The sequence below is a fragment of the Microcoleus sp. Z1_B2 genome, from assembly GCF_036700325.1.
Classification (GTDB): domain Bacteria; phylum Cyanobacteriota; class Cyanobacteriia; order Cyanobacteriales; family Microcoleaceae; genus Microcoleus.
In genome coordinates this window covers 1-25093 of the sequence record NZ_JAUBOQ010000071.1, presented here as the reverse complement: position 1 = coordinate 25093, position 25093 = coordinate 1, and the positions used below count along the sequence as shown (strand labels likewise).

The window sequence follows — 25093 nt, the reverse complement described above, 5'->3', positions numbered from 1 at the left end:
TAAAATCTAAAATCTAAAATCTAAAATCTAAAATCTAAAATCTAAAATCTAAAATCTAAAATCTAAAATCGATTGACCTCCCAAGCTAGCCATCTTGCAAGGAATAAAATTACTCTATCACTTTTTAAACACTTAATTCCTTAAATCAATATAAATATAGTTGACATAATTCATAATTTGTGAATAGGAGAATTTGTCAAAAAAACTCCGACCTCCCAAGCTAGTCCTGTAGGTCGGCGGAGCATTCTATCAAACCTGCGATCTGAGAAATAAGTAAATTTTGATAGAGATTTACATTTTATTGAGCTGCGATCGCAATTCTTCCAACTCAGCATCAATCACCGGGCTCGACTCCGAGCTACTAGCTGCTGCCGTTTTACCCGCTGCAGGCAATTGACCTTGAGACACAGAACCCCCGGTAAGTTGAGCTTTCATCTGAGCCAACTCGTCGTCAACATCACCGCCGCTTTCAAGCAAGCGGAACTGTTCCTCTAAATTGCTGCCGCCGGCGGCGAGTTCTGCCGAAGCCCCCGCGCGAGCTTCAATCTGCAAAACTTTTTCTTCCATGCGATCGAAAGCTGCCATTGAACTGCCAGTATTCAGGGAGCCAATGGAATTGTTGAGCTGTTCCTGAGCTTTAGCAGCGGATATCCTCGCTTTGAGCATATCCTTCTTAGTCTTAGCTTCGGAAATTTTGCTCTCTAAACCGATCAAGTTACGCTTGAGACTTTCCACCTGAGCCGATTGCTGATCCAGACTGGCTTTCAGCGTAGCCGCCGTTTCAGCGTGAGACTTTTTGCGAACTAGCGCTTCCCTGGCCAAAGTCTCGTCTCCTTTTTGCAGGGCTAGCTGAGCGCGCTGCTGCCACTGGTTAGACTGAGATTCAGCTTGATTGTACTGAGTCTGGGTACGCTTTTGAGTGGCGATCGCGCTGGCAACGGCCTGACGCAACTGCACCAAGTCTTCCTGCATATCCGTAACAGACTGTTCTAAAATCTTTTCCGGGTCTTCAGCTTTGTTGACCAGATCGTTAAGATTGGCTTTGACGACTCGGCTAATGCGGTCAAATAATCCCATAATGCTATTTTTCCTGGGTGAGGTGTACGAAGTAGGCGGAAAGCAGGCTTGATAGCCCTAGCCCGCAGTTGTGAAATTCACTCTGGTCAGATTTTTAGTGCGATTTAGTTTTTGGCAATTTTTGCAGACAGATAAATCCAGTTTAAAGCGATCGAGTAATGTGATGCAGGCAAGCTTATTCATGCACCTACCTCTTGAGTTTAACTTCGATCCGGGAATTCCCCAACAGGCTTCGAGCCATCTCTAGCTAGGCTGTTGAGAAGTTTTTGCTCGTCCCGACTCTTGTTCTGTTGTCTGGGGTTCAGGATGCGGGCGGCTCCCTCGACGGCAATTTGGGTGTATTGTTGCCCGGAAGCATTTGTGCTTTCATCGCCGCCAACTCGGTATCCACATCGTCGGCGCCTTCGAGAGAGAGAAACTTCTTTTCTAAATCATTAGTTCCGAGTTCTGCGATTGCTTCGGAGCGAGCTTCTAGCTCCATGACTTTCTCTTCCATCCGTTCAAACGCGCTCAAAGCGCTGCCGGTACTGAGATTGCCCATCATTTCTTGCAGCCTTTCCGACGATGCGGCCGATCGAGCTCGGGCAATGTACATATCTTTTTTAGATTTTGCCTCGGAAATTTTACTTTCGAGCGTCCGCATATTTTCTTTAAGTTTAGTCACAACAGCCGATTGCTGATCCAGACTGGCTTTCATCGCCGTTGCCGTTTCTTGATAAGATTTCTTGCGCGTCAGAGCTTCCCGCGCCAAATTTTCCTCGCCTTTTTGCAAAGCTAGCTGCGCCCGCTGATGCCATTCTGCTGCTGTAGACTCAGCTTGGGAGCACTGGCGTTCAGTGCGTTTTTGAGCTGCAATCGCTCCTGCCACAGCTTGTCTGAGCTGCACTAAGTCTTCCTGCATATCCATTACAGCCTGTTCCAGAATTTTTTCTGGGTCTTCGGCAGCCCCGACCAAACTGTTAATATTGGCTCGAATCACTCGCCATAGGCGATCGAATAATCCCATTTTGCCAGTCTCCCAATTTTAAACTTTAGAATTAAGACAGAGAAATCACCATTAAAAATTAAAAATGAATACTCATCAATCGTCTTTTTAATTTTTAATTGTGAAATTTTAATTCCCTCTAAGTTAGGTCGTCATGATTATTTTTAGGATGGGTAGGGCGCGAGCATTACCCATCAAAACTGAGCAAATGTTGGGTGAAGCGAAACCGAGGGTTCGTGCCTCGGCCCAACCTACTCCCCGATCATTAGTTTAATTGTCTTTGCCTAATTTATGGTTGATAGTATTGTGGCTTCACCCCTTTTTCTTGGAGTTCTTTCACCAAACGTTCTGCTGAGGCAGCATCGTTCAAAGCCCCCATTTGGATCTTGACACCCTTTGAGAAGTTTCGCACGTAGGCATCGGGAACAGCGGTTCTGGCTTGCTGCAGCGATTTTTCGTCGGTGTAATCGGTGACAACGTAATAGAAACCGTCGGCGGCCCGTGCAGGTCTTCCCAGCGGGGGTGTGGCGGCTGGGGATGCGGCGGCTGGGGATGCGGCGGCTGGCTGGGCTGGGGAGGCTGGCTGGGCTGGGGAGGCTGGCTGGGCTGGGGAGGGTGTTGGAGGCAGTGTCGGCAGTGTCGGCACTGGCTGGGCGGCGCTGGGGCTGGGAGTGGGAAGCAAAGCCGTGCTCAGATTGTTGAGTCCTTGTTCCCTGCCTCTGGCCGGGTTGCCGTCTTCTGTCGGAATCGGCACAGCCGCGCCCGGGCCCGGAGGCGCTGGCGGAGTTGGCGGGATTGATGCTTTTGGTGACGGGGAAGGAATCGGGCTGACTGTCGGCTTGACATTGCTGAGAGTGCTCAAATCTAGCTCGACAAATTCCTTGGATACCAGATTGGGAGCTTTCGGTAGTTCCTTGGTGCTGGTATCAGAGATGGCAGTAGAGGCGCGACTGTTGCTGGGAGAGGGTGAGGTGCGATCAAGCAAACGGTTCAGGCCGGCAATCTTAACTAGATTTGACGGGTACATGACTGCGTAGCCCAAAGCTGTGCATGACAGCAAAAACAGCAGCATCGAACTCAGTCCCAAGGGAGTTAACAAACTGGCGGCTAAACTGCGTTCTACTGTAGGCTCAGCTTTTGACTCGTCCAAACTTTCGATCAGTTTTTCGCTTGATTCGAGATACTTGTGGGGTGCCTGGGCACTGCTAGATAATTTTGTGCCACCCCTGGTAGTTGCTAGCGGGGCATCGCCCTGAGTGCCGGCAAGGGATAGCGGCAGCGATAGGGGCTGCTGGGTTTCCTCCGCAGTCTCCGGCGGCAAATTTTGGGCTAGCTGTTGCTCGGTTGTGGCTGTTTGCTTGCCGCTACGAACTGAGGGCGACACCCACTGTTCGGCGCGCCTCCTGTGCCTTCTGTATGTTGTCAGTTCTGCTTCTAGGTTTACATCTAGACTCCCCAGGACTGCTTGCAAAGCAGGGTTGATTGGGGTTGAAGAGGATTGATGATTTGGGGATTCAACCGAAGAACGCTTACTCATTAGCAAAACTCCTACCGCCTCTGAATTAATTTTAATATTTTGATTGTAGAGATAAACAAGAAGGTTGAAAACTTGCCTATTTTATGATTAGCTACTTTTGGCGTCAATGCAACAAGGGCCCGATCGCCGGCAGCTATTTTTCATTTTCATTTGAAAACTTAATTGTTGCTGTTTCCCGGAGGCTGCTTACCGACACTCTCAGCCAATTTTTGTATCCTGAGCTACCGCTTATTTGTGACCTTTCATACTCCTTGGGTATTTGTACTTTTTCTTGATCCCTAACGCCTTTATAAACTTTTAACCTATGTTTTTACCTATACAATGAGCAAGCACCGAGCTAATTGTTTCTATATATAACGAGATTATAAATAAATTATAAAATTTAATTATGCTTTGGGGATCGCTACAACCCAGACAGCATAAAGGTTGGGATGCTCTAAGGCAGACTAGCTCTGCAAGGGACAATTAGAGATGAAAATGATTTCCCTAAGAACTTTTATGCAAACCTCATTAACTTCACCTTTAACTTCAGCTTGTGGTCACTGCCGTCACTATACCCCTGAAGGCAGACGCGGGGGTGTTTGCGCTTTATTAGGCGGGCCGATTCAAAGTCACTGGAAAGCTTGTGCTTTAGCGGTTTCGCCTTTTAGGTCATCTTGGGAAAACATAGAAGAAATTGGACTGTGGCCAGAATCGACTCTGACGCTGCAGGATGCCACCGTCACTCTTTCTGAGCGCAATGCCTGCCAGCTTACAGGCACAACGTTAACCGAAAAATCCGCTGCAGCAGTCTCAGTTTAGTTCGTCGGCTGCCCTGCTGCTCATACCATTTTCGATTTTCGATTTTCGATAGGGGAATCACCGATCATTATCATGGTTTGCATCTGGCAAAGCAGTTTCATTCTTTTTTGGCAACAGGTATCAATACTGACACTTTTGGACTACAGGGTGCATTGGGCTTTACTAACTCAGAAAAATCAGCAGCATCTACTTTAATATGAGCGCATAAAAAAACTGATTTCTCCATCCAGTTATGGCAGCCAAGGATATTGACTAAAATCAGGTTCCCGTTTTTCTAAAAAGGCTTGTTTGCCTTCGGCGCCTTCCTGGGTCATATAGTACAGCAAAGTGGCATTTCCCGCCAGTTCTTGCAAACCGGCTTGACCGTCGCAGTCGGCATTAAAAGCGGATTTCAAGCAGCGAATCGCGATCGGACTTTTTTCGAGAATTTCCGCAGCCCACTGAATCCCTTCTATTTCTAGTTGTTCGACGGGCACGACGCAGTTGACTAAACCCATTTCTAGGGCTTGCTGCGCGCTGTACTGGCGACACAAAAACCAAATTTCTCTGGCTTTTTTCTGGCCGACTACTCTGGCGAGATAGCTAGCTCCGAAACCACCGTCGAAACTGCCGACTTTGGGGCCGGTCTGTCCGAAAATAGCATTGTCAGCAGCGATCGTCAAGTCGCAAATTAAGTGCAGAACGTGACCCCCTCCAATTGCGTAGCCTGCAACTAAAGCAATTACAACTTTGGGCATAGATCGAATTAACTTCTGCAAGTCGAGCACGTTCAACCGGGGTATGCCACCTTCGTCTACATATCCCGCCGAACCCCGCACGCTTTGGTCGCCGCCGGCGCAAAAGGCGTATTTCCCGTCTGTATGAGGCCCCGCACCGGTGAACAGGACAACGCCGATTTTTGTGTCTTCGCGGGCATCAGTAAAGGCATCGCACAGTTCCAGAACTGTTTTGGGACGGAAAGCGTTCCGTTTGTGAGGTCGATTGATGGTAATTTTGGCGGTGCCACCACTTTTGTGATAGAGAATGTCTTCGTAGGTTTTGGCGGTTTGCCATTCAATTTGCATAATCAATCAATTTTAGATTTGACACCAAGCTGGGTCTATCAAGGCAGCGACAAGTCGCTTTTAGATTTTAGAGGCATTCGGTTCAATGGGATACAAGGGTCGATCGACTCTTGCAAAAAAAAAATCAAGCGGGACTTAGGCCGAAACCAGGTTTTTGAGCAACATACGCCGTGCAGCGCTCTTGGTAGGTAAGAGCGCCCAATTCCCATCTCCAATGGAAACAGCGTCAAATCCTCGAAATCCTCTCTCACTACTTTGTACTGCCCAAAAATTTATAGGGGCTGGATTATTGGCGGAGTAAAATACTCAGCAAGTGCTTTGCTGCTTTGCCAAATACCGGATCGCGGGACTCAAATTCGCTGGGATCGAGTAAAGCTTGAACTTCGGCAAAAGCTTCTGAGTCGAGGGTTCCTTCTTTAGTAAATAAAGTGTCTATGACTGCAATGTGTCGGGAGTCGAGGCCGAGCCGATTGGCGATCGACTGTAAGTACATTTGCTCCCGCAGGTCGATGTGTCCGTCGGCCGCTGACATTTCGTAGCCGGAACCGATGAGCAACAGTTTTTCTGATTCTGAGAACAAAGCTGTCAGGGTTAGCAATTCCGTGGGGTTGAAGTAAACCTGCTGTTTCGATACTCCTTTGACAAGGCGCTGAATTAGTTCTACCCGATCGCGGTCGCCGCTGGCAAAGGCTTTGAGAGTCTTTTGCAGGCGTTCTTCTTCTTCAACTGCGATCGTCCTGTCAATAATCATCACTCCGCGCAGGATGGAAATCAGAGCCGTCAGAAACACTACCAAAGGAGTGATATCTTGTTCGCGCAGCTTTTGCCGACTAATGCGGCACAACAGCTCAACAATTTCAGTGGTAATCGTAGTGGTGTCCATAATTAAAGACTCTCGATTAAGCTGTAATGTAACTTTCTTTATCGATCTTAAGTTTTTCTGTTACTTAGGGATGACGTGAATTATAAAGCTGAGCCGTTGTCTATTAGTGAGACTACTTATTTTATTCACAAACGTTGGATGACTAGGGCTGTGGAACTGGCGCAAGCAGCCGGTGATGCTGGTGAAGTACCCGTGGGTGCTGCAATTGTTGACGGTACTGGCAAATTGATTGCCGAAGCGCAAAATCGGCGAGAGCGAGATTGCGATCCGACTGCTCACGCTGAAATCTTGGCTTTGCGCGCGGCAGGCAAAGTTTTGCAAGACTGGCATCTCAACCAATGCACGCTCTACGTAACGCTGGAGCCTTGCCCGATGTGCGCGGGTGCGATCGTCCAAGCTCGGATTGGTTTGCTGGTATACGGAGCAGATGACCCGAAAACTGGCACGATTCGGACTGCCGCTAATATTCCCGATAGCGCGCATTCGTGTCACCGCTTAGAGGTGCTCGGCGGTATTATGGAGTCTGTTTGCCGCGATCAGTTGCTTTCTTGGTTTGAAGCGCGCCGGAAAAATTAACAGGTAAAATTTTTTACTCTCTTCGGGGCGATGTTTAATTGAAATTGATCCTTTAACTGAAATAATAGATCCGTAATTGCCCGATCAAGCTTTCCAGGCGGCCGACTGCTCTGCATTAGTGCTGTCCGGTTGGCTGAGGTTTTACCTGTGACAGATTATCTCTTGCGGGCGCGATCGCTCGATCGGCACAAGGCCAATAGCAAAACTGTCCCGATCCAAAAACTAAAGATTTGACCAACACCTTACTTTAGACTTTATATCTCGATCAAGCAGTCCAGTAAATCATCTCTAGTGAAGCCAATGCCTGCCAAGGTAGCATCTAATACCTCTCGCGTTTCTCCTTGGTTAACCTCCTTGCTCTATCCGCTAGGTCACTATGTTGTCCTACCGTTTCATTTTGGCAAGATTGAGATAACCGGACAGGAGCACTTGCCGAAAGACGGGCCTGTCATCTTAGCCCCTACGCACCGCTCCCGGTGGGATGCCCTGATGATGCCCTATTCAACGGGACAGAAGGTGACTGGACGCGATTTGCGGTTTATGGTAACTGCTGATGAGGTCAAAGGACTGCAAGGTTGGTTCATCAGACATTTGGGGGGGTTTGCTGTGGATCTCAAGCATCCGGCAATTGGCAGTCTCCGTTATGGGGTGGAATTACTCCTCGACAAGGAAATGTTGGTGATTTTTCCCGAAGGCGGTATTTTTCAGGATGGCGAAGTTCATCCGATTAAGCCGGGATTGGCGCGTTTGGCAATGCAAGCAGAGTTGAGCAAACCGGGTTTGGGGGTGAAAATTGTACCGATGAGTATCCGCTATCGCCCGCGGATTCCTCAATGGGGTGCTCAGGTAAAAATTGCGATCGGTTCTCCGATTTCCGTGGCGGATTATGCCCATGGTGGCGGTGGTAAAAAAGAAGCACGATTGTTGACAGCCGATCTCGAAATGGCTCTTAAAAAGCTTGATGAAAGTTGAGAAGGAAGAAGGTTCGGCAACGGATTTTGTAACGGATGTAAAGGATAGAAGGAAGAAGGAAGTTCGGCAACGGATTTTGTAACGGATGTAACGGATGTAAAGGATAGAAGGAAGAAGGAAGAAGGAAGAAGGAAGAAGGAATTATGATATAATGTTTTCCGGTGCTGTGGAGAGATGCAGCACTTATTTCGCTGCTTTGTTATGTCTGTATTAAGTGTGAGCATTAATGGATTGTGCTTTGAACTTTAAGCCGGGTCAAATTGTCAGTTTAGAATGTGGAGATGCGTGCCTGCATTCAGAGGTGATCCAAGTGGTTGAGGCACGTCAAATTTGTTGGGTGCGCCCTTTAATGTTAGTTGTATTACTGTCAGGGAAGGATTTATCGGCGCAATGGTCGGAAGACTACACTTTATCCGATTTGCGGGATGGTGCTGATTTGCTGTGGCCGCTGAGTTTGTTCCGGGCTGCGCTGGATACTGAGGTGATTTCGCTGTTGACTCAGTTGCAGTCTCTGGATGCTGAGAAAAAGGATGGTGCGATCGCATCTCGGCAACTTAGAGATTTTGTCGATCGAGTTTGGGAAGCTTTTCCCAGTGCTTTTCATTAATCAGATATCTGGCGTTTTGTCTATTAGTCCGCCAGGGGTTGAAAACCCCTGTCTAATAGCTAAAGCCCTCTTGGATAGAAGTAATACCCTCTTGATTCTTCAGTCCGCTTGGAGTGGACTTCGTTTGTCTAGAAGCGATTTCACTCGCCCGATTTTCTTTTCGCTTTTCGCGGACTATTCTACTAAAATACCGCGTGTGAAAGTTCTTCCGGGTTGAGATTATTGTGAATAACTTTACCGTCGCGGAACCAGACAACGCGGCGAGTTTGACGCGCTACTTCGGGTTCGTGCGTTACCATCACAACAGTCATGCCGCTTTCGTTGAATTCTGTAAAAATATCCATTACTTCTTGAGTAGTTTTTGTATCCAATGCACCTGTAGGTTCATCAGCCAGCAACAACACGGGACGGTTGACAATAGCCCTGGCGATGGCTACCCGCTGCTGCTGTCCTCCTGATAGTTGATTTGGTCTGTTTTGCAGCCGACTTTCCAGCCCTACTTTTGTTAAAGCGTCTACTCCCCGTTCCCGTCTTTCTGCTGCGGGAATGCCAGCATAAACCATCGGTAACATGACATTTTCTAATGCTGTCAATTGAGGCAACAGGTGAAATTGTTGGAAGACAAAACCTAATTTTAAATTGCGAATTCCGGCTAATTCTGATTCGGGCATTTGGGCGACATCTACGCCGTCTAAGTAGTAACTGCCGCTCGTAGGTCGATCGAGACAGCCGATAATATTCATAGCTGTAGATTTGCCGGAACCCGATGCGCCCATAATCGAGCAATATTCTCCTTGTCTTACCGTCAAGCTGACGCCGTTTAAGGCGCGAACTTCGAGGTCGCCAATCCCGTAAACTTTTGTTACATCTTCCAGACCGACAACAACTGGCTTTGAGAGGACTTGCGGGTCGAGGTCTTGGTATGTATCGGTTTGTAGTTCAGGCATTTTTTTTCTGTGCGATCGACACAACTAACTACTAACTTAACACTTCTTATCGGTTTTGGCGGCGGTCGTGGCGATCGTTTGGACGCTAATTTTAGTATCAGGCGTCAATCGATTTTAGATTTTAGATTTTAGATTTTAGATTGAAGCATTGACAAGGCCCAAAAACGGATACAAGCTCCCGACTTAAGTCGTGGAAAGATAAAAATTTTAGACCCTAGTTCAAGCTCCCAGATTTATCTGTGGGGTAAATCTAAAATCTAAAATCTAAAATCTAAAATCGACTGACTTGCGCGAGATAAATTAGGGGGGAAAGTTTCATCGGATACAGGTTTTTTATCTCTGGGTTCTGAGTCTCCGAAGGAATGAATCTAGGGGCTTGTATTCTGGATGCTTTCGGTCATTGCAAATGCACCGGAGTAGAGTGAACCAATCCCGAAGAATGGAGATTGCTTCGCGACTTTAAACAAGTGGGACAAATTGTAATTATGGAACTTACACAAAGGTGGTGAGAAACCTGGTTTTTTCACGAACATCATTCGCTACAGCGCGCATAAACCATAAAAAACCCGGTTTCTGTGGTCTTGATGCGTAAGCCCTAAATTCAACAATAGAGCTCTTGCAAAAATGCTGAGACCCCTTCCCAACCCTCCCCGAAGTCGCGGGGAGGGAGCCTAATTTTTCTTGCTTCCCCCCTTAGCAAGGGGGGACTGAGGGGGGTGTTTTTGACCTTTGCAAGAGGTCTAATTTGTCGCTTAAATGCTCTCAGGATCGATGTTCAATTCGCGCAGTTTTGCTGCCAAACGTTCGGCTCTTTGAGCTTCTTGTTCGGCACGCTGGCGGTTTAATTCCCCCTGTTCCTCCAATTCCGCATAGGAAAGAAACCTTTGTCCATCGGGTCGATAAATTTCTAACCCAGCTTCGCCCAACTCAAATCGTACTCCCAATCTCGGACTTACCCAGCCCTCCATCGGCTCAATTATTTCTAAGTTTCCTTCAATTCTTTGCCAACCGCTCAAATCGTTGCTTTCGGGATCGTAAAGGTAATATTCATCGACTCCATAGCGATTGTAAAATGAAAGTTTTTTGTACATCTTGGTTTGTCTGTCGTTGTGAGAGCGAATCTCAAAGGCAACTTGGGGAGCAATATTATCTTCGTTAAATTGCAGGTAGGAACGTCGATCGCCTTTTGGTCTGCCAAATATTACCATGACATCCGGTGCTTGAGAAATGTCTGGTCTACCTTCAACTGGATACCACAGTAAATCGGCTGCTACAAACACGTTTGGGTCGTTTTTAAACAGCGATTCGCAACCTTCTTTGATTTTGACGATTAATTTGTATTGAATTGTGCTATCTGCCATTGGTTGACCGTCGCTGCATGGATAAATAATTTGTTCGGTCGTGACTTGCATGGTGGTTGTCTCCGAGAACTATAATTAGCTATTTCCTCATCTGCCGCAGAAAAAAAATTTACATTTTTATATGTTTCTTGTCGGTCGCTTGTGCTATAGTCTAATAATGGGAGTGTGAGCAATTTTAAAATTAATGCAAATATTCCTATTATTAAATAATACCTCAGTAAGCGCAAAAAGTAAAGTAGTTGACCCCAAAAAAAACAAAATTTTTTTGAGATATCATTAAGAAAAGTAAAGCGTAAAATTGGTAAGTGGGCGATAAGAAGGTACAGACAATTATGACATACGACTACGACTTGTTTGTGATAGGTGCGGGTTCCGGCGGATTGGCGAGTTCCAAGCGAGCAGCATCCTACGGCGCAAAAGTGGCGATCGCCGAAAATGACTTAGTAGGCGGAACCTGCGTAATTCGCGGCTGTGTCCCCAAAAAACTCATGGTGTACGCCTCCACATTTTCGCACCTTTACGAAGATGCGGTGGGCTACGGTTGGAGTCCAGTAGAAAGCAGCTTTGATTGGGAAAAACTTGTCACCACGGTAGACACAGAAGTGCGCCGACTCAGCAAACTGCACATCAGCTTTCTTGAAAAAGCCGGAGTCGAATTAATCTCAGGATACGCCAAATTTATTGACCCCCATACCGTCGAAGTTGGTGACAGAAAAATCACCGCCGCCAAAATCTTAATTGCAGTGGGCGGTGAAGCCCATCGCATTGACATTCCCGGTATCGAACACGCGATTACTTCCCGTGAAATCTTCTTGCTAAAAGAGCAGCCAAAACGCTTAGCAATTTGGGGCGGTGGCTACATCGGCGTCGAATTTGCCTGCATCATGAACGGGTTGGGAAGCCAAGTAACTCAAATCATCCGGCGCGATCAAATTTTGCACTACTTCGACGCAGAAATTCGCGCCAACGTGCAAGAAGGAATGATTAAGCACGGAATCGAATTTTTGACAGAAAGCTCGATCGCACAAATTGAGAAAACCCCAGAAGGTTTAAAATTAACTCTGTCGGGAAAATCTGAAGGAACGCTAATAGTAGACGCCCTGTTGTGCGCTACCGGGCGCTTACCAAATTTAGAAAAATTGGGTTTAGAAAATGCGGGGGTAGAAACCGATAAAGGTGCGATCGCAGTTACCAAAGACAGCCGCACCAGTCAGCCCCACATTTTTGCAGTGGGAGATTGCACCAACCGCATCAATTTAACGCCAATTGCGATCGCCGAAGGCCGCGCTTTTGCAGATACTGAATTTGGTAATAACCCCAGATCGATCAGTCACGAAAATGTTGCATCAGCAGTATTTTCGCAGCCGGAAGCAGCTACAGTTGGCTTAACAGAAGAGGAAGCTAAAGCCAAGTTTCCCGAATCAATTAAGTGCTATACAGCCAAGTTTAGACCCATGTTTCATTCTTTGACAGGTGCAGATGAGAAAACTTTTGTCAAGTTAGTTGTTGAAACTAATACTGACAGAGTTTTGGGTGTGCACATGGTTGGGAAAGACGCGGGCGAGATTATTCAAGGAATGGCGATCGCGGTTAATATGGGGGCTACGAAGAAAGACTTCGACGCGACTATTGGCATTCACCCATCGACTGCTGAAGAGTTTGTGACTCTGCGGTAAAGCGGGGGAAGCAGTCAGGGGTTTAAACCCCTGGCTAATAGCTAAAGTCGGTTGAAACTGAAATCTTGCACCAATCTCAATAAAGGGCTATTGGTGGGGTTGGGGCGGGTTTATTTAACCTATCTGCAACCGGAGAGGCTGTTGGCGAACCCGCCCCTACAGGTAATTGCGAATGGTGCAAGATGTGAGTTAAAACTGACTGAAGAACAACATTCTTAAAAATCTTTAGGGGCGGGTTCACCAATAGCTTAAACAGATACCCAAAGAGTCAAAAACCGCCCCCACCCCGCGATAAATTCCTTTATTTATATTGGTGTAACATCTCAGTTTTAACCGACTGAAGAGTAACATTCTGATTTTTTGTATAGCAGATTAATGAGTAATTCAACCAAACAAAACAAAATTTTAGCATTCTATCTCGGTCAGCAGCCTGATTCTCAAGGTCGGGCGATCGAGGATATTTGGTCGTGGGATTACCAGAAGCTGGAATCCGTGCACAATTACATTCAATGGCTGTTTCCGCTGAGAGAAAAGAGTCGCTTTAATTCCAGTGCTCCAACTTTAAATGATGAGGTAATTAAAGCTTTTAGAACAAGTGAAGAGTTGAGAAGTCGCTTATTCAAATCTCTAAAAGTCATGCTGGCGTTTTACGGGTTGGAATGCCGCGAAGGGGAAAACGCAGAAATTGTAATTGCGAAATCAGAGAAATATTTTTTAAAAAAAAGACAGTGGATTGAAAAATTTAATCACAACTATTTGCGGCTGACTAGGATTCTCACAAGTTTAACAGAGTTGGGATTAAAAAATTATGCTTTGGCTCTTTTTAAATGTTTAGATGATATCTATAATGAAGACCAAAAAAGTATTGGTTTAGAAACTTATACTTATTGGAAAAATGCTGTAAATAGTTATAAATAACATCTTGCATTATTGTTAAGAACGGGCTCTTCGGCCCGTTCCACAATAAAATTGAGTTTTGTGGAACAGGTCTCTTGCCTGTTAGGGGCGGGCTAGAAGCCCAACCTTTACTGCCCACAATAAAATTTATTTAATTTTTGTGGAACAGGCCGGAAAGCCTGTTACTGACATTGGTGCAGTTTTCCAGCCCAAGCGGATTCATGCTCAAAATAAAATTTTAAATGATTTGAACCTTTTTCGCGATCGCCCTGTCTAAACACTTCAGATAACGAACTGGTGGGGGAGACTTCACAGGTGTTAGCTGTGTCAGCCAATGTTTTAATCGATGACTGTTCCGACTCGGACTTAGTTGCTCAATGTTTAAAGGGCGATCGCACTTGCTTTCGCTACCTTTACCAACGCTACCAACTCAAAGTCAGGTCAACCCTTTACCAACTCTGCGGCCCCTCGCTTCTTGACGATTTAGCACAAGAAGTATTCCTGCGAGTCTGGAAAGGATTGCCCAAACTCAAGCACCAGGAAAACTTTTCTACTTGGCTTTATCGAATCACTTGGAATGTGGCTTCCGACCAAAGACAAGCATTTGCTAAACAGCATTCTTTTGACTCCCAACTCAAAAATCAAGAAACAATGGATCGGGTTATTCTCAAAGATAACACATCGGACTTGATGCAGTTGCACTATCAAGATTTAGTGCAGCGCGGACTGGAGCAATTGAGCTTTGAACACCGCAGCGTTTTGGTGCTGCACGACTTAGAAGACATCCCGCAAAAAGAAGTAGCCCAAATTTTGGGACTGCCTGCGGGAACTGTCAAATCTCGCGTGTTTTATGCCCGAAATGCTGTGCGGCAATTTTTGCAAAAAGAAGGTGTCAGCGAGCTATGAATAACCCAAGCAGCGACCAAGAGTTAGTTAATTTCTTGAAGCAACATCGCGCCAATATTCCTGAAGCTGCACCAGATTTAGAGCAAAAAATTCTAGCAGCAATAGAAACTAATCATGCGAGCCTTCTTAATGAAAAACACCGGGAAAAAAGGCGAGTAACTACGTCACCTAAGTCTCATGACAGGTTAAAAATATCATCTGTTTCTAAGTGGGCTGTGTCGTCTGCGATTGCTGCTAGCCTGCTACTTTTTTGGTCTGGCTACCGTCCGTTTGAGACTGCACAATTACCAGATGAGGAAACAGCTAACTTAGAAGCATTTTTAGTGACTAACTGGGAGGGTGTACTCCATGACTCTCCCCAAGAAACTATGACCGATCGCCCGCCAACAGACTGGTTGAATTTCCCTTTTTCCTCGGAAAGCGAACCGCCAACAAATAAGTAATATCAAAGAGGTAATTTTCATGTCAATTCGTCGTATTTCTGCCCTAGCCGTTTTAATGCTGACTCTCGGCAGCACAGCCGCAGCAATAGCAGTTCCTAATCCTTTAGAACCGGAAACAATTGCCCAAAATCAGCGACCAAATCGACCCGCTGGCAAGGAAGGCGGGATGTTTGAGCAACTGAATTTAAGCGCTGACCAAAAGCAGCAAATGCAAGCAGTTCGCGATCGCTACAAAGACCAACTTTCCCAGCGAATGCAAGCAGTTCGCCAAGCCCGACAAGAATTGGACACGATGATGTCCGGCACGGCAAATGCCAGCGAAATTCGTGAAAAACACCGTCAAATAATGGGATTGAGACAGCAGTTTGAAGAGGTGCAATTTGAAAATACACTCGCAATGCGAGAAGTGCTCACGCCTGAACAGCGCAGCCAATTCGCTCAACTGATGCAGCAGCGCCGACAAAATGCTAAAAACCGGATGCAAAACCGTCAAAAACCGCAGTAATAGTGCCATTTTGTTCACGGCTTATTAGAGCCCCGACTTCTTAAAGAAGTCGGGGCTGTGGGTGTTATAATTAATATTTGTTGTTAAATATCAATTACTGAATGAATTTAAAAAACCATTCGAGTTACATTTATTTACACGGATTTGCATCAAGTCCCGATTCCCTTAAGGCAAGATATTTCCGAGATTGCTTTTCGTCCCTAGAAATTGACCTAAAAACTCCCGATCTCAATCAAAACGATTTTTCCGGTCTCACCCTCACCCGCCAGTTGCAGCAAATAGAAACAGAATTTTTGCAAACCGCTAATTCGATATCCTCCCCATCGGCAGATAAGGAACAATTAGGGGGAGTTACAATAATTGGGTCTAGTTTTGGGGGGCTGACAGCGGCTTGGTTGGCCCAGCGACAATTGTCAGTAAAACAAATAGTTTTGTTAGCACCGGCTTTTCAATTTATCTCCCACTGGCTGCCGCTGTTGGGACAGCAACAGTTAGAAAAGTGGCAGTCGGAGAAATATTTGCCCGTTTACCACTACGGCGAACAAGGTTATCTGCCGCTGAATTATCAGTTTTTGGCAGATATGGCTCAATACCCTGAAGAAAAATTAATGCGGTCAGTCCCTACGTTAATCCTTCACGGCCAGCATGATACAATAATACCGATTCAAGCTAGCAGAGATTTTGCCGCTAACCGTCCCTGGGTGCAATTAATCGAATTAGAAGACGATCATTCTTTGGGAAATGTCCTAGCGGAAATTTGGGAAGCGATTCAAAAGTTTTGCCAATTCAAAAATTAAAATTTGACCAACTTGCAAGTCTTAACAATCAAATGACTCAACAAGATCGATCGACTCGCACCTTAGCCGTTGACATTGGCGGAAGTGGCATAAAAGTTATGGTTTTGGACAATGAAGGCGAGCCCCAAACGGAACGCAGCCGTTTAGAAACGCCTCAACCACCGAAACCGGAACCCGTATTAGAGGCGATCGCCTCTTTAGCAAGCGGACAAGGGGAATTTGACCGAGTATCCGTCGGTTTTCCCGGCGTCGTGCGTCTAGGCGTCATCAAAACCGCAGTGAATTTAGATCCGTCTTGGATAGATTTTGACCTAGAAACTACCCTCAAAGATCGCTTGGGAAAACCTGTGCGAGTGGCTAACGATGCCGATATTCAAGGATTGGGAGCAATTGCTGGGACGGGGCTAGAATTAGTAATTACCCTGGGCACCGGTTTCGGTTCTGCCTTATTTGTCGATGGTATCTTGGTGCCAAATCTAGAATTAGGACATCACCCGTTTCGCAAAGGGGAAACTTACGAACAGCAATTAGGGCGATCGGCATTAGATACAGTCGGTTCCAAAAGATGGAATCGCCGTTTGGAAAAAGCGCTCACCTATCTGCAAAATCTCTTTAACTGCGATCGCATTTACATCGGCGGCGGCAATACTAAAAAGATTGCTGTTGAGTTACCGCCGCAGGTTAAAATAGTACCAAATGTGAGCGGTTTATTGGGCGGGATTGCTTTGTGGCGTGATTGAATAAACAAACTTTGTGACCAAAATACCCAAATATATCAAAGAAACCGGATTTGTTACTCGGATTAAAGGCAATAATCCAGTCTTTCGGTAAAAAACCCGGTTTCTGAATCCACGACGGTTGATTTGGTTTTTTGGCTGGTGCGATGGCAGTTTAAAAAATTATTCGCCCATCGGATCGCGGTAGCGTTTGGGTTCATCCTTGCGAAAGAGATTCGCCAAACCGAGGATGCCCAACAAACCCAAAGCACCCCAATGATTGTTGTCTTCCTTGCTTTCTTGAAGGGGAGTGGTGTCTAGAATAACTCGATTAGAATCAGTATTGTTCTGTGCCGGAGCTGAGTCCGTTTGAGCCCAGGCAGGCGCTGAAGGGAGAATCGCCACACTCAAAGCTATGAGGGTAGCGGCGGCACTTTTAGATATATCGGAAGGCTTGACTTTCATACTTGGTTTCCACATATTAGCAGTTACTTTCTAAGAATAATCACTTGGCCGCAGCCGACGCATCAATCGATCGACAGAAACTCAATTCCTTCTCTCCTCTTGCTTTCGAGATAGAACAAGCTCTATGCTAAGTTCAGATGCTTCTAAGCAGATAATCTAAAATAAAAAGTCGTAAATTATACCATGCTTCCCTTTATCCGAAAAGAGTTAGCCGAACTTACCGCATACACTCCCCATCCGGGCGGCACATCAGGAGAACCAGCGCACTCGGAAAGTGCGATCGATCGCCTTGATACCAACGAATGCCCCTATGACTTGCCAGAAGAATTAAAAAAAAAGCTAGCTTGGACTTACCAGCAGTTAATTGAGACAAATCGCTATCCCGACGGAGGCCACGCAGCGCTCAAAGAGGCGATCGCCCAATACGTCAATGAATCCCTAAATGTCCCCCCCAACAAGGGGGGGCTAGGGGGGGTTACAGTGCCAAAAACCGCCATTACAGCCGACAATATTTCTGTGGGTAACGGTTCCGACGAACTAATTAGATCCATCTTAATAGCTACTTGCTTAGGCGGTACAGGCTCTATTTTCGTTGCGAATCCCACCTTTTCGATGTATGGAATAATCGCCCAAACCCTCGGAATTCCCGTTGTCAGTGTTCAGCGGAAAGAGGAGAATTTTGAAATCGATATCGAGGCGGCTAAAAGGGCCATAGCCCAAAATCAAAATCCCCCCGTGCGCGCCGTCTTTGTCGTTCACCCCAATTCGCCCACAGCCAATGCTTTGACAGCAGATGAAATAAAATGGTTGTCAAACTTACCCGAAGAGATATTAGTAGTAATTGACGAAGCCTATTTTGAATTCAGCCAAAATACTTTAGCAGACCAATTGCACCATCACCCGAATTGGATAATTTTGCGGACATTTTCCAAAGCATTTCGACTAGCATCAATGAGAGTCGGATATGCGATCGCCCATCCCGAACTTACAGCCGCCTTAGAAAAAATTCGCCTCCCCTACAACCTTCCCAGTTTCTCGCAAACTGCAGCCGAGTTAGCCCTAGCGCAGCGACAGTTATTGCTAGCAACCATTCCCGAAACTCTATCAGAAAGAGCCAAATTAATTGCAGCCCTAACTCAGCATCAAAAATTGCAAGTTTGGCCGAGTGCGGCTAACTTTGTTTACCTGCGGGCGAAAGCCGGCGAGGGCGAATCTGCCGAACAGGAACACAAACAAATCATGCAGCAGCTAAAAGAGGGAGGTACTTTAATTAGGCATACTGGAGGAGGTTTGCGAATTACGGTGGGTAGCCCGGAGGAAAATCAGCGGACAGTCGATCGCATAGGAGAAATTTTTGACAAGTCATAATATTCGGTATCCCGTTTCTGCTTAACACAAAAATAACTTGGGAGAAGATATATATGCTTCAAGGAAAGGTTTTACGGGTTGCTCGTCCAACGGATTACCTCGATCGAGTTGTTCATTTCTACACAGAGGGTTTAGGGCTGCAAATCCTCGATAGTTTTGAAAACCATGAAGGTTTTGACGGAGTAATGGTTGGGATGCCAGGAGAAAGCCACCACTTTGAATTCATCCATCAACGGGGACATATTGTAGGTGGCGCTCCAACTCAAGACAATCTTATCGTCTTTTACCTTCCTAACCACCAAGAATGGCAGCAGGTTGTTGAGCGAATGAAAGCAATGGGATTTGAGCCTGTAAACTCCTACAATCCCTACTGGGACAAAGATGGAGTGACCTTTGAAGACCCAGATGGCTATCGAGTAGTTTTGCAGAATGCCGAGTGGAGCTTGTAGCAGCGCGATCACACCATAAGGTATCTACACCAATTTATAACTGATCATTTCCTTGCCGCGCCGCCCGAAGGGTTTGAGGAAATACGCCTACTAAAAGTGCCAAAGCTTCATCGGGAATTTGTGCCACCGTTTCCGAATCCAAATATTGTTCAAACTGAGTTAAAACCATGTGTGCGCGTTCCAAAGCTGTAGGCTTTGCCGTTAACTGTTCCATTAACCGCACCCACTGCCGCCGAATTCCCAAAGCTTTCTGTATTTCTTGGGGAGAGTGAGGGCAAACCAAACAAAAATCGCCCACGGGAATAGCCTGCACAGAGTCAACATCAAAAGCGCCCCCAACGGCAGCCCCAGGCCCGGCAAACTCCGCGTGGAAACGTTTAATCAAAATTAGGCCGTTCCGGCGACGGCTATCTACCATCAACAGCTTGCCGCTGTTGATTTCTGCGAGAATGTCAGAGGAGTGGGGGTGTTCTGTCAAATCTGTGCCAAGGTTTCGATGTCGCAAGTCCGGGTCAGCAGAAAGGCCGAGGGGGACAATATAATTAGAGGTAAGATTAGAGCTGGTTGAAGTATCAATTTTTTTCTCCTCCCGCTGCCGATCGAGATTATTCATTTAAAGTTATAAATTAATACTGTCACAAGGTGGTAGTTTGAGCGCGATCGAATATCAAATGCAGGTAGAACAAGCAGTAGATACCCTGAAAGCGGATCTCCCGACGCTTTTTGAGAAAGACATCTCCTACGACATCTACACAAAAGATGTTTATTTTCAAGACCCTGTTAACAAATTTAAAGGAAAAATCAACTATCGCATTATCTTTTGGACTCTGCGATTTCACGGGCAGCTATTCTTTAACGAGATTTTCTTCGACCTGCACGACGTAGGTCAGACAGCCCATGATAGTATTGTGGCAAATTGGACTGTTCGCGGCACACTGCGGGTTCCCTGGAAAGCTCGGATTTTTTTTAACGGCTACTCTACTTATAAACTGGACAAAGACGGCTTAATTTACGAACATATCGACACCTGGGACAGAGAACCCGGAGAGATTTTAAAGCAGTTTTTCCGCAAGGGAGAGGAGGCGACCCAAGTATAAGCCAAAAAGGTCGATCGCGCCGAGCCATCAGGGCAGGCAACCGATTTAACTTATAATGGCTAAAATAATCATCATCCCTCCGATTCATTTTCTGCTATTTGTAAATTGCTAAAATGATTGTCGCCTCAGATTGATTTTCTGCTATTTGCACTCCTGAAAAATATCATGGCTGATATTGTCCAGACTGCCACCAATGCACACTCTTTCAAAACACTCGTGACTGTTATTGAAGCGGCTGGTTTGTTAGATTTATTGCAAACTCCGGCACCTTATACCAGCATTGCTTGCAGCATAATCAAACTTGCGGCATCTCTAAATTTAGTATGGTGCTTATAGGCGAACCTTACATTTTAAACTAGAGAAATTACGCAAGTGTCACAATTAGTAAGGTGGGTCAGATCCCCAACCATCGATCATCCGTCCATAACTCGGTCTAACGCACCATACAGTCGATTGGATCATGACACTTGCGTAATTGCTGAACTAATTATCCGAACCTAAAATCAATCCTGATCGCGCCGGCAGCATCAATTCTAAAAGGCGAGTTTCCCCCTCACCTTTCCAAACAAACTCGCCTTTCCCAAACAGCAATTTATCGTGAGGAGATTTAATATTAGCTGGCTCAAAGCTAATATTAGCTTCTTCTGTCGCGACATTGACAGCAACAACTATTTCCTCATCCCCCAAAATTCTGGCAAAAACGTAAACCGTTCCTTCAGCAAACAGAACTTGGTACGAACCAGTGCGGAGGGCAGCGTATTTGTGCCGCAAAGCTATCAACTGCTTGTGATAATCTAAAACATCAAGTTCCCAGCGAGCTTGTAAGGGAAAACTGCGGCGAGAATCGGGATCGAGAGCACCGGGCAAACCAACTTCATCGCCATAGTAAATGCTAGGAGCTCCGGGAAAAGTTAACAGCAGCAAAGTTGCGATTTCGACACTAGCTTTATCCCCTCCTGCAATTGTTAACAACCTCGCAGTATCGTGACTGGCCAACAAATTAAGTTGAGTTAGCTGTATTGGCCAGGGGTACAGTTCCAAAACCTGCTGAATTTTGTCGCCGTACTCTTTAGCAAAAAGCGGCGGATAGGGATGGTAAGCACGGCCTTCAATTTGAGTTAAATCTACCCTGTCCCCTGCTGCAAAAGCAATAGTCGGTGCAGCAAAAAGATAATTCATTACCCCGTCAAATTGAGTACCGTCGAGCCATTCTCTCGCATCTTCCCAAACTTCGCCCACAATGTAAGCTTCGGGATTAACTGCTTTAACTCTGTCTCGAAATTCTTGCCAAAATCCCGGAGTTTTAATTTCAAAAGGAACGTCCAGCCGCCAGCCATCGACGCCGAATTTAATCCAATATTCGGCGATTTCCATGATGTATTCTCGCACTTCTGGATTCTCGTGATTGAATACAGGAAGAGCTCGATTCCCATCCCAACCGGCATAATTAGCAGGAAAATTGCCGTCGTAAGCGGATAGCGGCCAGCCTTCAATTTTAAACCAATCAAGCCAAGGAGAACCGGGGCCGTTTTCGAGGATATCGTGAAAGAAGAAAAAGCCGCGGCTGGCGTGGTTGAATACGCCGTCGAGGACAACTTTGATATTGCGATCGTGAGCTGCGTCTAGAAGCTCTTTAAAAGCCGGATTGCCACCCAACATCGGATCGACTTGATAGTAGTCGTGGGTGTGGTAGCGGTGATTGCTGGCCGACTGAAATATGGGGGTGAAATAAATTGCGTTAATGCCTAAGTCTTGCAAGTAGTCTAGCTGTTCCATCACGCCCCACAAGTCGCCGCCTTTGTAGCCTTGCAGGGTGGGGATTGCGTGCCATTCTTCCCACATGAAGTTTTGCAGCATGCGTTTGCGAGGCTGTTTGCTTTTGGCGAAGCGATCGGGGAATATTTGGTAGAATACGGCGTTTTTAACCCAGTCCGGCGTTTGAATTTGCATACACTTTTTCTAGCTTTTACCGCTTAGGCTACAGTAGCAGAGGTTTCTAGGGTATCTAACTTTTGGTAGAGAATAGACATTTTCTCCCTTTTTGTCGATCGACAAATTGTAAAAAATCACACAAATTTGCAGTCAATCTAAGATGGAAAACTGACTCTACCTAGCAATTTATCGTCCCGACGGGCAGCGCTTCTTGAGTGCTGTGGACTCGGACAAACTCAGGTAACAGAAACGCCCGCTAAAAAAACCGGATCACTCACATTCAAGCAGAACCATGCGAGGAAAGGATCACACAGAGTGTCAATCGATTGCGCGATTTTAGATTTTAAATTTTAGATTTTAGAATTGAAGCATTGACTTGCGCGAGATAAATACGTTCGGCAAGTTACATAGGATACAGGTTTTTTATTTCTGGACGGATGAATCACGTGGCGGGTATCCTGGATTTTCGGTCAGCGGGCGTGGCAGTGCGATCGACTACCTGCCTTAAAAAAGAACAACAGCGCCATGAGCCTCGATAGAGAAATTATGAAAACGGGGAATTTACCCAACAAACTTGTTATTAACAGCCAAAACCCCGAACCTTATTCTTTCCTTAAACTGCCGTTATTTATTGAAAGGTATTTTAACTCACAACTCAAAACTTTTTAAATATCGATTATGGATTGATGGGTATTTTAACTCACCACTCAAAACCCCTAACTCCAGCCCCGCACACAATCCAACTCTTCTAAACCGGGTTTTATAACTCTTATTGAGGGTTTGAAGAAGTATTTGGATTAAACAACCCGGTTTCTGTGTAAGCGACTCAACTCATAACTCAAAACTCAAAACTTCCTTGCTCCCCCCCCTTGTCAAGAAGCCCTCACCATCCGACACTGTACTTGGAGAGTTAATCGACCCTAGGGAGAAAGTTCCTTGAAAAAAGTTTTAGCCATCATCCTCGGTGGCGGTGTAGGCACCCGCCTTTACCCCCTAACCAAATTGCGAGCCAAACCCGCAGTTCCCCTCGCAGGCAAATATCGCCTCATCGATATTCCTCTGAGCAACTGCATCAACTCGGAAATAGTCAAAATCTACGTCCTCACGCAATTCAACTCGGCATCCCTGAACCGTCACATTGCTCGCACCTACCAGTTTTCCGGCTTCACCGAGGGATTTGCGGAGGTTCTCGCCGCCCAGCAAACTCAGGAAAACCCCAACTGGTTTCAAGGGACAGCCGACGCAGTTCGCCAATATCTCTGGCTGCTAGAAGAGTGGGACGTTGACGAATACTTGATTCTTTCGGGCGATCACCTCTACCGCATGGACTACCAGAAGTTTGTGCAGAGACACCGCGAAACCAATGCCGATATCACCCTCTCGGTTTTGCCTATGGACGAGAAGCGGGCCTCGGATTTTGGTTTGATGAAAATAGACGACAACGGCCGCATTGTTTCTTTCAGCGAAAAGCCAAAAGGCGATGCGCTCAAACAAATGCAGGTGGATACTACTAAACTGGGACTGACAGCGCAGCAGGCTCAGGAAAGTCCTTACATTGCTTCGATGGGGATTTACGTCTTCAAAAAAGAAGTTCTGATTAAACTTCTGAAAGAATCTCCCAACCAAACTGATTTTGGTAAAGAGATTATTCCGAATAATGCCAAAGACCACAACGTTCAAGCTTATTTGTTTGACGATTATTGGGAAGATATCGGAACCATTGAGGCTTTTTACGATGCTAACTTGGCTCTGACCAAACAGCCTCAGCCGCCTTTCAGTTTCTACGATGAAAATGCGCCGATTTATACTCGCCCGCGTTTCTTGCCGCCGACTAAGCTTTTAGATACTCACGTGACGGAATCGATTATTGCTGAAGGCTGCATTCTCAAACAGTGCCGGATCGACCATTCTGTGTTGGGAGTTCGATCGCGCATTGAAGCTGGATGTACAATTCAAGACACCCTGGTAATGGGTGCTGACTTCTACGAACCCGACGCCGAACGGCATTCGAGTTTGGACAACGGCGGCGTCGCCCTCGGTATCGGTGCAGATACTACAATTCGCCGCGCGATTGTGGATAAAAATGCCCGCATCGGCCGCAATGTTCAAATAATTAATAAAGACGGAGTGGAAGAAGCCAACCGCGAAAACCAAGGTTTTTACATCCGCAGCGGCATTATCGTAGTCCTGAAAAATGCCACGATTCCTGATGGAACTATCATTTAGTTATTAGTCATTAGTCATTAGTCGTCAGTCATTCGTTTTTTAAGTTAAAATCTGTTACCTGCTTTTCAAGTGACTGATGATAAATAAGTAAATTAGTGACAGATCACCAATGACCGATGACTGATGACTGATGACTAAATTCATTCTTTTTTTTGTTGATTATTAATTCCCACCACTGATGCGAGTTTGTCTAAATACTTGACTTTATTCAAAGGCTCGCGTATTAATAAGCGAGAGTCTCTGTTACTGTCTGCCGCGATACAGATATGTCCGATCGCCTGCGTCTAGCGAATAGCTTCTGATTCTTGTATTTGCGCTGGTAGCACGACTGACAAATGCGCTGCCCGTTTCTGAGTACCACAGCACTCTCGGAACTATCTTTCCAATCGTCGCAGCAGCCACAAGGCCAACTTAGCAAATAATTCATAATGTTAGCACCCTAGTAGCGTTAAAAGCTTATCGCTATACTATTCTATCTTAATGTTTTATAAAAATGTGTGATTTAGCTAACAGACAGCAAAGAAATTATGTTATATTAGTTGGATTTAAATCTATTCAGAGGTTGTAAAAATAAAATTTTATAGGACGGATCTGGGGTGAATAAAAAATATCTAGGAATTTTGTGGAAGAACGGCGCAATTTAGGGTATTATATAGTCACAATTTAGAAACCAGATTTGACCGAACTTGCTGATGAAAACCTGCTAAGGAATGAGAATTAAATAACTTTCACTCTTGAAAGTGGGATGGGCGTCCCGCCCGTCCAAAAAGGACGGGCGGGACGCCCATCCCACAATAACAATTAAA

The 25093-nt window shown here is 45.9% G+C and carries 27 protein-coding genes; 16 read left to right on the top strand and 11 right to left on the bottom strand.

Annotation, left to right across the window (positions count from 1 at the left end):
• Nucleotides 1-291: 291 nt before the first annotated feature.
• On the bottom strand, nucleotides 292-1077 hold the full coding sequence (locus QT984_RS27710; protein WP_333057772.1) for a PspA/IM30 family protein: 786 nt from the start codon (nucleotides 1075-1077) through the stop codon (nucleotides 292-294).
• A 70-nt stretch (nucleotides 1078-1147) separates the two neighbouring features.
• Between QT984_RS27710 and QT984_RS27705 the strand changes: the two genes are divergently transcribed.
• Nucleotides 1148-1324: a hypothetical protein gene (locus tag QT984_RS27705; protein WP_333057771.1), complete on the top strand. Its 177-nt coding sequence runs from the start codon at nucleotides 1148-1150 to the stop codon at nucleotides 1322-1324.
• Nucleotides 1325-1378: 54 nt separating this feature from the next.
• Here QT984_RS27705 and QT984_RS27700 read toward each other — a convergent pair whose 3' ends face one another.
• Entirely contained in the window at nucleotides 1379-2083 is a 705-nt protein-coding gene (locus tag QT984_RS27700; protein WP_333212416.1) for a PspA/IM30 family protein, read from the bottom strand.
• 268 nt (nucleotides 2084-2351) lie between these two features.
• Nucleotides 2352-3599, bottom strand: coding sequence for a hypothetical protein (locus QT984_RS27695; RefSeq protein ID WP_333057769.1), 1248 nt, complete (start codon nucleotides 3597-3599; stop codon nucleotides 2352-2354).
• A gap of 498 nt (nucleotides 3600-4097) precedes the next feature.
• On the opposite strand from QT984_RS27695, the gene QT984_RS27690 reads away from it, so the two are divergent.
• Nucleotides 4098-4400 (top strand): hypothetical protein, encoded by a 303-nt coding sequence (locus QT984_RS27690; protein WP_333057768.1) that lies wholly within the window; start codon nucleotides 4098-4100, stop codon nucleotides 4398-4400.
• A 230-nt stretch (nucleotides 4401-4630) separates the two neighbouring features.
• Here QT984_RS27690 and menB read toward each other — a convergent pair whose 3' ends face one another.
• Nucleotides 4631-5464: a 1,4-dihydroxy-2-naphthoyl-CoA synthase gene (gene menB / locus QT984_RS27685; RefSeq protein WP_333057767.1), complete on the bottom strand. Its 834-nt coding sequence runs from the start codon at nucleotides 5462-5464 to the stop codon at nucleotides 4631-4633.
• A gap of 286 nt (nucleotides 5465-5750) precedes the next feature.
• Entirely contained in the window at nucleotides 5751-6347 is a 597-nt protein-coding gene (locus QT984_RS27680) for a TerB family tellurite resistance protein (RefSeq protein ID WP_333057766.1), read from the bottom strand.
• A gap of 75 nt (nucleotides 6348-6422) precedes the next feature.
• Here QT984_RS27680 and tadA point away from each other — a divergent pair, with 75 nt between their 5' ends.
• From tadA to QT984_RS27665, 3 genes are all read left to right on the top strand, one after another.
• Complete coding sequence (gene tadA / locus QT984_RS27675; protein ID WP_333108241.1) at nucleotides 6423-6923, top strand: tRNA adenosine(34) deaminase TadA; 501 nt, start codon at nucleotides 6423-6425, stop codon at nucleotides 6921-6923.
• Nucleotides 6924-7223: 300 nt separating this feature from the next.
• Entirely contained in the window at nucleotides 7224-7895 is a 672-nt protein-coding gene (locus QT984_RS27670; RefSeq protein ID WP_333057774.1) for a lysophospholipid acyltransferase family protein, read from the top strand.
• Nucleotides 7896-8121: 226 nt separating this feature from the next.
• Nucleotides 8122-8502, top strand: coding sequence for a hypothetical protein (locus QT984_RS27665; protein ID WP_333212411.1), 381 nt, complete (start codon nucleotides 8122-8124; stop codon nucleotides 8500-8502).
• A 182-nt stretch (nucleotides 8503-8684) separates the two neighbouring features.
• On the opposite strand, the gene QT984_RS27660 is transcribed toward QT984_RS27665, so the two are convergent.
• Both QT984_RS27660 and QT984_RS27655 read right to left on the bottom strand, forming a co-directional pair.
• Entirely contained in the window at nucleotides 8685-9449 is a 765-nt protein-coding gene (locus QT984_RS27660; protein ID WP_333212409.1) for an ABC transporter ATP-binding protein, read from the bottom strand.
• Between the two features lie 752 nt (nucleotides 9450-10201).
• Nucleotides 10202-10861, bottom strand: a complete 660-nt coding sequence (locus QT984_RS27655) for a Uma2 family endonuclease (protein ID WP_333057762.1) — start codon at nucleotides 10859-10861, stop codon at nucleotides 10202-10204.
• Between the two features lie 281 nt (nucleotides 10862-11142).
• Here QT984_RS27655 and gor point away from each other — a divergent pair, with 281 nt between their 5' ends.
• The 7 genes from gor to QT984_RS27620 all read left to right on the top strand — a co-directional run bounded on the left by gor (nucleotide 11143) and on the right by QT984_RS27620 (nucleotide 16774).
• Nucleotides 11143-12486, top strand: a complete 1344-nt coding sequence (gor, locus tag QT984_RS27650; protein ID WP_333057761.1) for a glutathione-disulfide reductase — start codon at nucleotides 11143-11145, stop codon at nucleotides 12484-12486.
• A gap of 375 nt (nucleotides 12487-12861) precedes the next feature.
• Nucleotides 12862-13404, top strand: coding sequence for an opioid growth factor receptor-related protein (locus tag QT984_RS27645; protein ID WP_333057760.1), 543 nt, complete (start codon nucleotides 12862-12864; stop codon nucleotides 13402-13404).
• Nucleotides 13405-13698: 294 nt separating this feature from the next.
• Nucleotides 13699-14289, top strand: coding sequence for a sigma-70 family RNA polymerase sigma factor (locus QT984_RS27640; RefSeq protein WP_333057759.1), 591 nt, complete (start codon nucleotides 13699-13701; stop codon nucleotides 14287-14289).
• Nucleotides 14286-14732: a hypothetical protein gene (locus QT984_RS27635; protein ID WP_333057758.1), complete on the top strand. Its 447-nt coding sequence runs from the start codon at nucleotides 14286-14288 to the stop codon at nucleotides 14730-14732. The genes QT984_RS27640 and QT984_RS27635 overlap by 4 nt, the downstream gene beginning before the upstream one ends.
• 19 nt (nucleotides 14733-14751) lie before the next feature.
• Nucleotides 14752-15237 (top strand): Spy/CpxP family protein refolding chaperone, encoded by a 486-nt coding sequence (locus QT984_RS27630; RefSeq protein WP_333057757.1) that lies wholly within the window; start codon nucleotides 14752-14754, stop codon nucleotides 15235-15237.
• Nucleotides 15238-15338: 101 nt separating this feature from the next.
• Nucleotides 15339-16034 carry a YqiA/YcfP family alpha/beta fold hydrolase gene (locus QT984_RS27625; RefSeq protein WP_333057756.1) on the top strand — a complete coding sequence of 232 codons (696 nt, stop codon included), beginning with the start codon at nucleotides 15339-15341 and terminating at the stop codon, nucleotides 16032-16034.
• Between the two features lie 32 nt (nucleotides 16035-16066).
• Nucleotides 16067-16774 (top strand): ROK family protein, encoded by a 708-nt coding sequence (locus QT984_RS27620; RefSeq protein ID WP_333057755.1) that lies wholly within the window; start codon nucleotides 16067-16069, stop codon nucleotides 16772-16774.
• A 159-nt stretch (nucleotides 16775-16933) separates the two neighbouring features.
• Here the strand turns inward: QT984_RS27620 and QT984_RS27615 are convergent, their stop codons facing one another.
• Nucleotides 16934-17230 carry a WGxxGxxG family protein gene (locus QT984_RS27615; protein ID WP_333375393.1) on the bottom strand — a complete coding sequence of 99 codons (297 nt, stop codon included), beginning with the start codon at nucleotides 17228-17230 and terminating at the stop codon, nucleotides 16934-16936.
• 168 nt (nucleotides 17231-17398) lie between these two features.
• On the opposite strand from QT984_RS27615, the gene QT984_RS27610 reads away from it, so the two are divergent.
• A complete protein-coding gene (locus tag QT984_RS27610; protein WP_333057753.1) occupies nucleotides 17399-18583 on the top strand; it encodes a histidinol-phosphate transaminase in 1185 nt (394 codons plus the stop codon).
• A gap of 53 nt (nucleotides 18584-18636) precedes the next feature.
• Nucleotides 18637-19032: a VOC family protein gene (locus tag QT984_RS27605; RefSeq protein WP_333057752.1), complete on the top strand. Its 396-nt coding sequence runs from the start codon at nucleotides 18637-18639 to the stop codon at nucleotides 19030-19032.
• 34 nt (nucleotides 19033-19066) lie between these two features.
• Here QT984_RS27605 and QT984_RS27600 read toward each other — a convergent pair whose 3' ends face one another.
• Nucleotides 19067-19645, bottom strand: coding sequence for a hypothetical protein (locus QT984_RS27600; RefSeq protein ID WP_333057751.1), 579 nt, complete (start codon nucleotides 19643-19645; stop codon nucleotides 19067-19069).
• A gap of 58 nt (nucleotides 19646-19703) precedes the next feature.
• Between QT984_RS27600 and QT984_RS27595 the strand changes: the two genes are divergently transcribed.
• On the top strand, nucleotides 19704-20129 hold the full coding sequence (locus QT984_RS27595) for a DUF2358 domain-containing protein (RefSeq protein WP_333057773.1): 426 nt from the start codon (nucleotides 19704-19706) through the stop codon (nucleotides 20127-20129).
• Between the two features lie 483 nt (nucleotides 20130-20612).
• Here QT984_RS27595 and QT984_RS27590 read toward each other — a convergent pair whose 3' ends face one another.
• Complete coding sequence (locus QT984_RS27590) at nucleotides 20613-22079, bottom strand: glycoside hydrolase family 13 protein (RefSeq protein WP_333375391.1); 1467 nt, start codon at nucleotides 22077-22079, stop codon at nucleotides 20613-20615.
• Between the two features lie 918 nt (nucleotides 22080-22997).
• Between QT984_RS27590 and QT984_RS27585 the strand changes: the two genes are divergently transcribed.
• Nucleotides 22998-24287, top strand: a complete 1290-nt coding sequence (locus tag QT984_RS27585) for a glucose-1-phosphate adenylyltransferase (RefSeq protein WP_333057746.1) — start codon at nucleotides 22998-23000, stop codon at nucleotides 24285-24287.
• A gap of 223 nt (nucleotides 24288-24510) precedes the next feature.
• Here QT984_RS27585 and QT984_RS27580 read toward each other — a convergent pair whose 3' ends face one another.
• Nucleotides 24511-24714, bottom strand: coding sequence for a hypothetical protein (locus QT984_RS27580; RefSeq protein ID WP_333057744.1), 204 nt, complete (start codon nucleotides 24712-24714; stop codon nucleotides 24511-24513).
• Between the last annotated feature and the right edge of the window lie 379 nt (nucleotides 24715-25093).